Genomic DNA, 11892 nt, shown 5'->3' on the forward strand with positions numbered 1-11892 from the left:
AGCTGGATATTGTGACTTGATTTACACACTTTTATTGGGACGGTGCCCTATGTTTAATTTTACTGATCGCTTACAGGAACTGCGTTCATCCATAATCGGCCTGGTGCTGTTGTTAGCGGCAACCATCATTGGTTTTGTCTGGATCAGTGTTGGCATCAATCAATGGTTAAGTACAAACCTTGGTGTCGTGTGGGGTCCCATAGTACTTGGATTGATTTATTTTTTGCCTATTATCATTTTTGCTTTGGTTAAAGCTTTTGTTCGCCAACCGGAACCTAAACTGCCAGCTCACAATGAAGCTGCTGATATGGCAACAGCAAACTTCACAAAGGTACTGGAAAACTTATCGGGTCGCTCGCCAGCAGTGGTGGCTATAGCAGCCATTTTTGCAGGCTTTTTAGCGACACGATTCCCCTCGTTGTTATCTGTTTTTATGCAGATGCTGACGGTATATGCAGAAGAGGTAAAAATGCGTGCGAACAAAGCCTCCGAACATCACTCCAATTCTGGCGAGCAAGGTCCAACCGAGCAATAAGATATTGAAGTGCGGGGGATTCTAGCAATTGAGCTTGCAGCTTCCAAGTCAATTAATGTTTACGATTACAACGTCGTTTGATTGCCAACTTTATGACAATCAAATGACAAATTTGGCTGGCGTGCAGGAATGGACAACCTGGGCGGCGGGAATTAAATCCAACCTTTTTGGCGGGCGATGCGCGCGGCATCTACACGGTTTGCTGCGTTTAATTTTGCGATAGCTTCTGACAAATAATTACGCACAGTTCCCTCTGATAAAAATAAGGTGTTGGCAATTTCTGCCGTTGTTTTTCCTTCACTGGCAAGGCGTAAGGCGCGACGCTCTTTATCGCTGAGCGGATCAGTTTCACCCAGCGCCATCATTGCCAATTCACCATCAATAACTCGCTTGCCATCCATAATGCGGTAAATCGCCTGAATCAATTGCTCTGAAGGCGCATCCTTTAATAAAAAGCCTGATACGCCCATATCAATCGCGCGGCGAATATAGCCGGAGCGACCGAAGGTGGTGATGATAATAATCTTGGTGGGCGATTGTTGTTGAATCAGGTATTGCGCCAGCTCCAAACCAGAGCGGCCAGGCATTTCAATATCGGTCAGCAGAATGTCGTAACTATTTTGCTTTAGCAAAAGCCAGGCTTTATCACCATCTTCTGCCTGGGTTACTTCAAAATTGGACTCCATGGTTAAAAGTGCGGCGAGTGCTCCGCGTACCATGGCTTGGTCTTCTGCTAACAAAATCTTCATTTCAGGTGGCCTGTGTCGTCAGTTCATGGGCGGGCAACGTAATATCAAAACGCGCACCGTTTGAGATTTGTGCGCTTACATCACCAGCCAAAGCGTGTAATCGTTCCTGGATTCCATTAAGGCCATTCCCGGGGGTAATTGATTTGATGCAACCATTGTCCTGCATGCTAATAACCACGTTATCGCCTTCTAACTGAAACGAAATTTGGCAGTGGTTGCCGTTGCTATGGCGCAATACATTGGTTGTTAATTCGGTGAGTGCCAAAATTAATGCGGTTTCGGCACGGGCTGACAGAGTAGGTATTTCACCCAGCAGTTCTACAGAGAAACCGTTTTGGCGTAGCTTTTCGCAGAGTTGAATTACTTCGCCAGATAATCCGCGGTGCTTGTAACCAGACACAGTTTGGCGCACCAGGCTCAAACTTTCGCGCGCGATCTTGTGTAAGTCAGAAAGATGTTCGCCCACTTCCTGAATTTTTTCCTGCTTCAAAAGCTTTTCAGCCAATTCCGCCTTAAGTGCAATGGAGGACAGGGTGTGGCCCAAAATATCGTGCAAATCACGGGCGATACGTTCGCGCTCTGCAATAACGGCAAGTTGTTGAATTTCCTGCCGGCTTTGCAGCCAATGGGACGCCGCCGCGCTGCGAATACGCTCGATATAACCCCATAAGCTTATAGTGATAATGCCTGAGATCGCCGGAAGGGCAAAGAAAGGTACTTGGTATTGATAGTAGTACTGCATGACCAGAATCATTGCTATCAGGCTACCCAGCAGGGTCATGTAAACGCGCGTGCTGTAGCAAAAGCCGATCAGGAATCCTACATAAGAGAAAAAGGTACTGGAGCCGGGGGAGAGAGGGGTAACTAATAAGCTCAAGGCTACGATTGCAGTTATTGGCTGCCACACATACCTGACGTTCATGATCGTTGCGCGCAAATAAAGGACAACGAAGGCAACATAGGCGCCGACTAAAAAGAAGTACTGCGCAGTGCTATAAGCGGTGTAATAAATGGGGACAAAATAGTAGAGACTAAAAACAAGCCAAATCCAGGGTTTCTCTAAAAAGAGTGGGGAGCGACAGGTTTTCATGGGGGCCTCAATGAGTCTTAAGCTCTCGATAATAAATGCTTGCCGCCGTCACGTTGCGGCTTCAGTGAATACTTTAACAGTTTAGTCGTATTTGGTGACGTGGAATATTTCATCGAGATACATTAAGCCTGAATTTTGTATGGTTATTATGAGACTGCCTTGAGGATCAATCCATCCACGAAAGTCATAATGTCAAAGTGACAATTGTCAAAGGGATTTTAAGCAAGCCGTTTTCAAAGCCTATTGTAAAGAAAACTTATCGCTACTTAATCCTGCCTTCAAACTCGCTATACTGACTTGAATGAGTGCAAACCATTGCGAATGCACAACCAACGCGAGATTTAATAAAAAATATAAAAGGTAGCTTATGCATAAATTAACCTTGGTCTTGCTTGCTTGCATCTTATGCACAAGCGTTCGTGCAGCAGAACCAAACACTAATATTATTTTTCTCATTGGCGACGGTATGGGGGTGGCATATACCGGGGCCTATCGTTTGTATCAAGATGATTTAACAACGCCAGAGCTTGATGCCACTATTTTCGATGAAATGCTGGTAGGCATGGCGTCTACTTATCCTGACGACCACAATCAAGTGACAGACTCCGCAGCCGCGGCCACTGCATTGGCGACAGGAGTAAAAACCTACAACGGCGCCATAGGTGTAAACGCCCAGCGTTCTCCTGTTGTAAGCGTGTTGGATAAAGCTAAAGAGCTGGGTTACCTAACCGGAATTGCTGTGACTTGTCAGGTTAATCACGCTACACCGGCTGCATTTGTTGCGCATGCAGACAGCCGCCAGAGCTACGAAAAAATTGCCGACCAATACATGGATTTGAAAATTCATGGCAAACCTAAAGTTGATGTAATTTTTGGTGGTGGTCAGGAATATTTTGTGCGCAAAGATCGTAATCTGGCGAAAGAATTTGAAGCACTGGGTTACAGCTATAACGCAGACATTAAAGATCTCAGTAAAATTAAAAAGTTGCCGGCTCTGGGTTTATTTTCCAAGGGCGGTTTAACGCCTGCTTTGGAAAGTGAGCATCCCCTACGTTTGGTTGAAATGACTGAGAAGTCGCTGGAATTATTAAGTGCAAAATCCGCACAAAAGAAACCATTCTTATTGATGTTAGAAGCTAGCCAAATTGATTGGTGCGGTCACGCCAATGATATCGCCTGTGCTATGGGTGAAATGCGTGACATGGCTGAAACCATGAAGTTAATAAAGCGATTTATTGATAAAAATCCCAATACTATTTTTGTTGCTACTGCCGATCACTCTACCGGAGGTTTATCGGTTGGAGCAAAAGGCCAATATCAATGGAACGCTGCTGTCGTCAGGAATATTAAAGCCACTGCTCCGACAATTGCTCGCCAATTGTTGGCCAGTAAAAGTAATTGGAAATCTGTTTGGCAATCGCTAACCCAAATTAAATTGGCAGATGACGAACAAAAAACCTTGGATGCGTTTATTACGCAGGCGGATGAGAATAATAGTGAGCTGGTTGTTGGCCAACTAACAGCGCAAGTCTTGAATTATATCGACAAATATACCTCGACAGGTTGGACTACCAAGGGGCACACCGGCGAATACGTTCAGGTCTTTAGTTATGGAAAAGGCAAAAATAATTTTGAAGGTGCTATAGATAACACCGACATCGCTAAAAAATTGTTTAACTACTTAAAATAATTTTATACACAATTATCTTTGGAGATTAAATTGATGAAGTTCAAATCAATATTCGTAGCGGCCGCGTGCTTTTTTCTTGTAGCTTGCCAAACCAATGCGCCAACAAAATCTTCGTCTGGCGAGCAATTATTGCGTAAAGATTATGTGAGTACCGTGGATAAAGAAACCCATCAGTACTTTGTTTATCTGCCCCGTGGTTATGCAGATCAACCTAATAAGAAATGGCCGGTCATGCTGTTTTTGCACGGTAACGGCGAGCGCGGTAATGGTCGCGATGAATTGGATTATGTGATTTCTCACGGCCCGCTCTATGAGGCCTGGGTTCAGAAAAAAGATTTACCTTTCATTATTATCTCTCCACAGCTGCCTATGTTTGGTATGGAAAAAGTTCCCTATATTGCCAATCGTACGCGTGCACAAATTCCGCAGCGTCTGGCAGAGGGTGTGCCTGCGCGTGATCCATTCTTTGCCACTCAGGGGCCGCTGCAAGCTGCACCTCAAGTAACGCAAGATGATATGAAATCTGTTCCGCCATTACTTCCTATGGGCTGGGATTATGTTGAGCAAGATTTGTTAGGAATGCTAAGCGCGGTGCAACAAAATTATCGTGCAGATTCATCACGTTTATATTTAACGGGTTTAAGTTATGGCGGTTTCGGTACATGGTATATGACGAGCAAGCATCCTGAGTTATTTGCAGCCGTGGCACCGGTGGTGGGTTGGGGACATCCTGATCTAATGGCTCCCATAGCAGCACATAAAGTTCCTGTTTGGGCTTTTGCGGGTGGCCGTGATGCAGCGGTGAACAAAAAATTCTTTTATCCTGGCTTGGCAAAGTTGGAAGAGTTGGGAAATAAAGAGGTTCGTTTCACTGTAGAAGAAGATATAGCGCACGACACGTGGAAACGCGTATACGCGCGTGACGATTTATATCAATGGTTATTGGCGCACACTAAGAAATGATGTAAGACAATCATCAATAATGCTTTTGCCTGGAAGATCACAATGAATCCTAAAGTAGATGAAGTCTTAGCTAAGGCCAAAACCTGGAAAGAAGAAATGCAAAAGCTAAGGGCGATTGCCCTTAGTTGCGAGTTGCACGAAGATTTTAAATGGGGCCAGCCTTGTTACACACTTGGAAAAACCAACGTAGTTTTAATTCATGGCTTTAAAGAATATTGCGCGCTCTTATTTTTTAAGGGCGCGTTAATAAAAGATCCAAAAGGAATTTTGGTTCAACAGACGGAAAATGTGCAGGCAGCGCGCCAGATTCGTTTTAAAAACATCCAGGAAATAACGAAAATGGAATCCACGTTGAAGTCCTATATTAAGGAGGCTATCAAGGTGGAAAAGGCGGGTTTGAAAATTGATTTTAAAAAGACTGAAGAGTTCTCGGTTCCAGAAGAGTTTCAAAATCAATTAAACAAAAATTCCAAGCTTAAAAAAGCGTTTGAGGCTTTAACACCTGGCCGTCAGCGCGCCTATATCCTGCATTTTTCTGCTCCGAAACAATCCAAAACTCGTGAATCCCGCGTTGAAAAGGCTATACCGCAAATCCTTGAGGGAAAAGGATTAAACGACTAGCTCGCCCCAGCCAAATCTTACCCAAGGCACGACACAACTTGTGCCTTGGTATCCTCTATTCCTGTTTATACCTAAAACCACGACGCGACGAACGGCTCTTTACATTCGTGCTCTCAAGAGTTACAGTTGAATCATTGTGATATCTAATGGATATCATTTTTGTAAGCAACTTAGGGAGTTAACCATGAACCAAGAAGTAGAAGCGAGCACCGGCTCCGGTTATTTGTTGTTATTTGTTTTGTTTTTAGCGCAGGTAGGCTCAATAGCTGGCGCTATCTTCCTTGCGCCAATTCTTAAGGTAGTGGCGATTTTGGGCGGCATAGTGGTGTTCGTATGTTGGTGGGGCTTTTATATGGTCAGCCCTAATCAGGGCAAGGTGCTGCAGTTATTCGGGCGTTATGTAGGTACAGACAGGAACAATGGTCTGCGCTGGGCTAATCCCTTTTATAGCAAACAGTCCGTAAGCCTGCGCGTGCGCAACTTTGAAAGCGGCCGTTTAAAAGTAAACGATGCAAATGGTAACCCCATAGAGATTGCTGCAATTATTGTGTGGCGCGTGGTTGACACAGCCGAGGCGGTATTTGAGGTGGATAACTACGAGAATTATGTGACCATACAGAGTGAATCTGCTCTGCGTAATTTAGCGACAACTTATCCCTATGAGCACGATCAGGAAGATGGGCGTTTGTCATTACGCAGCGACTCCAATGCAATTGCCAAAAAGCTTTTGATTGAGGTGCAAGATCGTTTGCAGAAGGCCGGTGTTGAGGTCATGGAAACACGCTTGAGTCATTTGGCATATGCGCCAGAAATTGCGCAAGCAATGCTGCAGCGTCAACAGGCGAGTGCGGTATTGGCAGCGCGTAAAATTATTGTACAGGGCGCTGTGGGCATGGTTTCCGATGCGTTGGATCAGCTGTCTGCGCAAGGTGTGGTGGACCTGGACGAAGAGCGCAGGGCAGCAATGGTCAGTAATTTATTGGTGGTTTTGTGTGGTGACCAGCGCGCCCAGCCCGTCATTAATACCGGTAGTCTTTACTAATTTAATGAGTACGTGCCGTGTCTAAAAAAGCATATCCGCTTCGTATTAATGAACAAGTGTTAGCGGCTTTGCAGCGCTGGGCAGATGATGATTTACGCAGTTTGAATGCGCAAATTGAATACGTCTTGCGCGATGCTCTGGTCAAGAGTGGACGGGTAAAACTAGTTCAAAAGGTAGTTACGGATATAGAGTCCCTTGAGAACGACTCTGAATCAGAACCTGAATAATAGGAGTGTGAGCGATGCGCTGGGAATATAAAACCATTGAAGTTAAGCGAAAATTTATGACAGGCGGAATTGATGTGGATGCGTTTGAGGAACAGTTAAATACATTGGGTCTTCAGGGATGGGAGCTAGTGAGCGTCAATCAAAATCAAATGCACAGTGTTGTAGCGGTTTTAAAACGCGCAAAGTAATGAAGCCTGGTTTCGAAAGCTCAAACAAAAAACGCAGCCTTGGCTGCGTTTTTTGTTTCGTTAAATTCTCACACAAAGTATTCGGGATGCACTTGGGGAATCACTTTCAGTACGTTGTAAACATCCTTTAAATGCACACTCATCGCCTTGGTGGCTTTTTCTGGCACACCGGATTTAATAGCTTTAATAATTGCAGTGTGTTGTGAAAGCACGCGCTTAAATTGGTCGTGGTCCTCCAGGCTCAAACAGCGAACCCTATCCATATGGGCTTTTTCAGCTTCAATGACCTGTGCAACGCGGGCATATTTTGTATGGTTGGCCAAAGTTTGGTGGAATTTATCGTCCAGCTTTTGGAAAGCCAGAGCATCGTGGTCATCTGCTGCAACTTTTTGTTCCAGAATAATTTTCTCGCCTTCGGCAATAATTTCATCAGTTACGTTTTCAGCCAAATAAGACACTACAGAGACTTCAATCGCTTCGCGAATAAAACGTGATTCCAGGATTTTTTCCATACTGAATCGGGTCACGTAGGTTCCTCGTTGAGGTAAAACCTCAACAAAACCTATATTGGCCAATTGAATCAGAGCTTCGCGTACGGGTGTACGGCTAACGCCAAATTGGTTGGCGAGAGATGTTTCAGAGATCATTTGACCGGGTTGAAGATCCATACTAATGATGGCGTCGCGGACAAAACCGAATATTTGAATGGCCGTCGGGCGATCAAATGATAGTCCCTTCGCGTCTGAGCGAAGGGTAATGAGTGGCTGTTTCGCCATGCTAGTCTCCCAATGGGTGGTTGCACCGGGAACCCCCCGACAAAATTATGTAATGAAGATATTCAGGTGTTCGGACACCTTTATGTTTGTAAGGGTTGGATGCTAATAGGTTCACCTTAAAAAGTATAGGCTTGGCCTCCATCTTGCTCTACGTACTGCTAAAAACAGTTCCCGTCGGCCACGCCCATGGCGAAAATAATACCAATATTTGCTCTCACTGATGTTGACGCACTAGTATACAAGTAATATTATGAAAACATCGGAAGCAGATAGCGGGAGATGATTGCGCTATCTGCGGTAAGTACAGCAGTGTTCCAATGCAATTTACTCAAGGTAAATTGCGAAGAATTGTTAGTGTCGGGTAGTTTTCTGATGGATTACTGCGCGGTGTTAATAACCAGTGTGTTTGGCCTTTTGCTAGCGAAGATTTCTTCGCTAGTTTTTTTCCCCAAAGTTCATGCTGGTTTTATGATTTGAATGTTTTTCTTTGAATTTTTACTAGGACTAAATACTTAAGCTTAGGCAAATACTTTTGTAAAGCCTGGTTAAGTTGAGTAAACCGCTTTTGCCAAAGCGTGAACCGGCGTCTAGTATACAAACCAGTTAATTTTGCTTGTAATCCCGCTCTGGATCTTATTGTTTCCAGTTATTTCAGCCCCGAAAATCGGGGCTTTTTTTCGTCTGCTATTTGCGTTGGGCCAGCAGTACTTGCAGAGGGTGAGGCAAATTTACTTTATCAACGCGCTTGGTTTGGCTGCGGCATGAATAACCCGTCGCCGTTAACTTACCCGCATTGGCAGGGTTATTAACAACCGCACTCCAGGATAACTGGTAAATCTTTTTAGAGGTTTCCACGTTAGCCGCTTCGTGGCCGTAGGTCCCGGACATACCGCAACAACCAGTCTCAATCACTTTGAGTGTTTGTCCCAGATGGGCAAAAACTAATTGCCAATCTTTCACCGAGCTGACGGCATTGGTTTTTTCTGTGCAGTGCGCCAATAAAGAATATTCGCCTGCGTGGAAGCTATCCTTTTTGCTAGTCAGCAAATCTTTTTGTGCAATCAACCATTCTTGTACCAAATGTACTTTAGGTGCGTGAGTTCCCAACACTTTTAAATATTCACCGCGATAAGCCAAGGTCATTGCCGGATCAAGCCCAACTAAAGGTATGCCTGAAGACGCCAACCCATTTAACAATGTTGCATTTACATCAGCCGCTTTGGCGAAGGCTTTTAAAAAGCCGTGAACTTGTAGCGGTTTGCCATTAGGTTTGAAGGGGGCAACCAACGAAATGAAACCCAGTGCTTGCAGGATTTTTAACGAATCCAACACCACAGGGGTTTCAAAATAACTGGTAAAGGCATCTTGAACAAAAATAACTGCTTTTGATTTTTGTTCAGATGTTAATTGAGAGATATTTTCCAGCGTGGCCCACTGCACGCCCAGCTTGTTTAGCTCGGTTTGCAAATTAATTCCGCTAAGCAGCGGGCTGTCCACCATGCCTGCAACATTGGCGAGTATCCGCTGCATGAATTTTGGTTTCATGGCGGCGTTATATAACCAGGGCACGCGCGCCAAGGTTGGAATCATAAACTCCAATCCACCGATAAAATAATCTTTCAGCGGACGCAGGTAGCGGCTGTAATAGAGTTCCAAAAATTTACTGCGGAATTCCGGTACATCTACTTTGATAGGGCATTGGCCTGCGCAAGATTTACAAGCGAGACAGCCCATCATGGAATTGTGAACCTCATGGGAGAAATCGTATTCGCCGTTACGCTTGCCGATGGTATTGCTAATGCGTGAAGGTAAAGAAAATAAAAAACTACTGTGTTTTAATTTTTTACTTTCTTCGAGCGGATTAATATCTCGCTCGCTCATCTGCTTTAACCATTCACGCATCAGTGATGCACGGCCCTTGGGCGAATGAACGCGGTCGCGGGTACCTTTCCAGGAAGGGCACATGGCGTCATTCGGATTCCAGTTGTAGCACAGGCCGTTGCCATTGCAATGCATGCCTTCACTGTAACCCTCCCAAACCTGCACCGGAATTTTTCGATCAAGCTGACCGCGTGTTGTTACACCGTCAATTTTCAACAATTCCATGTTGGTTGCCGGTGTCGCAATCTTTCCTGGGTTTAATTGATTGTGTGGATCAAATTCTGCTTTGATGCGTTGCAGTTGCGGATAAAGCTCACCGAAAAATTTGGGCGCATATTCCGAGCGCACACCTTTCCCGTGCTCACCCCACAACAGCCCGTTGTACTTGTGTGTTAGTTCTGCAACTCTATCACTAATGACGCGTACTAATTTTTCCTGTACGGGATCTTTCATGTCTATCGCAGGGCGCACGTGTAACACGCCGGCATCCACGTGACCGAACATGCCGTAAGCTAAATTATTTTCATCCAACAGTTGGCGGAATTCCATAATGAAATCGGCCAAATTTTCAGGTGGTACTGCGGTATCTTCCACGAATGGAATAGGGCGCGCTTCACCTGCTGCTCCACCTAACAGACCAACGGCTTTTTTGCGCATGCCCCAAATTTTATTAACTGATTCGTTGCCCCACGCAGTGGAATAGGAGATGCGAATATTGTTCAGGTTTTGCGCATCGGCATCTAACAAGTCAGTAAATTTCTTCACTGCAGCGTTTAGCTCTGCTTCGTCATGCGCGGTGTATTCAACCAGGTTAATGCCCTGAATTTTTTCACCGCTCTCTGGCTCAGGAAAAAACTCTGCTACGCTGTGCCACACAATATCTTTCATCGCCAAATTCAACACTTTTGAATCTACGGTTTCGATAGATGTAGGCTCTGCTTTCATTAGTTGCGTAGCATCGCGCAATGCTGCGTTGAAGTCGCGGTAGTTAACGTTAATAAGCGCGCTGTATTTCGGTGTTTGCAATAAATTAATTTTGGCTTCAACAATAAAGCCGAGCGTGCCTTCACTGCCGCACAAAATATTATTTAAATTAAAGTTGCCTTGTTCATCGCGGATGTGTGCGAGGTCATAACCGGTTAAACAACGGTTTAATTTTGGGAATTTTGCGTCGATTAAATCTGCATGCTCGCGCTGAATACTATCAATCACTTTATGGACTTGGCCGACGCGATCGGTACGCGCGCTGATCTGCGCAAATTCGTCGTCATTAATTGCACGCGAAGTCCACTCACTGCCGTCGAGCAAAACGGTTTTTAATTCGAGTACGTGATCACGTGTTTTCCCGTAGCGACAAGACCCTTGTCCCGATGCATCGGTATTAATCATGCCGCCAATAGTCGCGCGGTTACTGGTAGAAAGTTCCGGCGCAAAAAATAAGCCGTAAGGTTTGATCGCAGCATTAAGTTGGTCTTTGACCACGCCACATTGCACGCGCACCCAGCGTTCTTCCGCATTGATCTCTAAAATCTGGTTCATGTATTTGGAGGTATCTACCACCAAACCGTCGGTAAGCGACTGGCCATTGGTGCCCGTACCACCGCCCCTGGGGCTGAGCACTATGCCGACGAATTCCCGCAATTGGCTAAGCTTGGTCAGGGTGATTATGTCGGCAACATTTTTTGGATAAACCACACCCTGCGGCAACACCTGGTAGATCGAGTTATCAGTCGCAAGCACGGTACGGGTTGCGTAATCCGGGCTTAAATCACCGCTAAAGCCGCTAGCTCGCAGGCGGTCAATAAAGGATAAATACAAGGACTGTAAAGGAGAGGTTTGGTCAATGCGTGGGATCATAAGGCGTCATCAATCTAAAGAGGGTGCCGGTGGGTGAATCTAACTGGCAAATATAATGGTGGCCATTCTACCTTGTTGTGCAGGCCTAGGCCACGAAACCGTCACTGCAACTGGCTGATTCGCGCTGATTTTCGCCTCCATATTCGTTAAAAGATTCAATCCCAAGACTCTATATGTTAGGGTTCGGATTTGTCGGCTATATAACCATTTTGTCGTCAAAATGATTTTTTAAGTTGGGATGAGATTGATATAGAGGATTAGCTGCTAAGTTAC

11 protein-coding genes are annotated in these 11892 nt (G+C 45.1%); 7 read left to right on the plus strand and 4 right to left on the minus strand.

Features of this window, described 5'->3' with window-relative positions; translation table 11 throughout:
* Positions 1 to 49 precede the first annotated feature (49 nt).
* Entirely contained in the window at positions 50 to 535 is a 486-nt protein-coding gene (locus tag IE104_RS02940; RefSeq protein ID WP_189415948.1) for a hypothetical protein, read from the plus strand.
* Between the two features lie 152 nt (positions 536 to 687).
* Here IE104_RS02940 and IE104_RS02945 read toward each other — a convergent pair whose 3' ends face one another.
* The gene (locus IE104_RS02945; RefSeq protein WP_189415949.1) at positions 688 to 1284 is read right to left on the minus strand and encodes a response regulator transcription factor; all 597 of its coding nucleotides are present in this window, start codon (positions 1282 to 1284) and stop codon (positions 688 to 690) included.
* Between the two features lies 1 nt (position 1285).
* Entirely contained in the window at positions 1286 to 2374 is a 1089-nt protein-coding gene (locus tag IE104_RS02950; protein WP_189415950.1) for a sensor histidine kinase, read from the minus strand.
* 367 nt (positions 2375 to 2741) lie between these two features.
* Here IE104_RS02950 and IE104_RS02955 point away from each other — a divergent pair, with 367 nt between their 5' ends.
* The 6 genes from IE104_RS02955 to IE104_RS02980 all read left to right on the plus strand — a co-directional run bounded on the left by IE104_RS02955 (position 2742) and on the right by IE104_RS02980 (position 7105).
* Complete coding sequence (locus IE104_RS02955) at positions 2742 to 4064, plus strand: alkaline phosphatase (RefSeq protein ID WP_189415951.1); 1323 nt, start codon at positions 2742 to 2744, stop codon at positions 4062 to 4064.
* 33 nt (positions 4065 to 4097) lie between these two features.
* Positions 4098 to 5027, plus strand: a complete 930-nt coding sequence (locus IE104_RS02960; RefSeq protein ID WP_189415952.1) for a carboxylesterase family protein — start codon at positions 4098 to 4100, stop codon at positions 5025 to 5027.
* A 42-nt stretch (positions 5028 to 5069) separates the two neighbouring features.
* Positions 5070 to 5648 carry a YdeI/OmpD-associated family protein gene (locus IE104_RS02965; protein WP_189415953.1) on the plus strand — a complete coding sequence of 193 codons (579 nt, stop codon included), beginning with the start codon at positions 5070 to 5072 and terminating at the stop codon, positions 5646 to 5648.
* 184 nt (positions 5649 to 5832) lie between these two features.
* Positions 5833 to 6690: an SPFH domain-containing protein gene (locus IE104_RS02970; RefSeq protein WP_189415954.1), complete on the plus strand. Its 858-nt coding sequence runs from the start codon at positions 5833 to 5835 to the stop codon at positions 6688 to 6690.
* Between the two features lie 17 nt (positions 6691 to 6707).
* On the plus strand, positions 6708 to 6917 hold the full coding sequence (locus tag IE104_RS02975) for a type II toxin-antitoxin system antitoxin (protein WP_189415955.1): 210 nt from the start codon (positions 6708 to 6710) through the stop codon (positions 6915 to 6917).
* 14 nt (positions 6918 to 6931) lie between these two features.
* Positions 6932 to 7105 carry a DUF4177 domain-containing protein gene (locus IE104_RS02980; RefSeq protein WP_189415956.1) on the plus strand — a complete coding sequence of 58 codons (174 nt, stop codon included), beginning with the start codon at positions 6932 to 6934 and terminating at the stop codon, positions 7103 to 7105.
* Between the two features lie 68 nt (positions 7106 to 7173).
* Here IE104_RS02980 and IE104_RS02985 read toward each other — a convergent pair whose 3' ends face one another.
* The gene (locus tag IE104_RS02985) at positions 7174 to 7881 is read right to left on the minus strand and encodes a GntR family transcriptional regulator (protein ID WP_189415957.1); all 708 of its coding nucleotides are present in this window, start codon (positions 7879 to 7881) and stop codon (positions 7174 to 7176) included.
* Between the two features lie 684 nt (positions 7882 to 8565).
* On the minus strand, positions 8566 to 11619 hold the full coding sequence (gene ydiJ / locus IE104_RS02990; RefSeq protein WP_189415958.1) for a D-2-hydroxyglutarate dehydrogenase YdiJ: 3054 nt from the start codon (positions 11617 to 11619) through the stop codon (positions 8566 to 8568).
* Between the last annotated feature and the right edge of the window lie 273 nt (positions 11620 to 11892).

Origin of the sequence: Cellvibrio zantedeschiae, from assembly GCF_014652535.1 — a bacterium.
Classification (GTDB): Bacteria; Pseudomonadota; Gammaproteobacteria; order Pseudomonadales; family Cellvibrionaceae; genus Cellvibrio; species Cellvibrio zantedeschiae.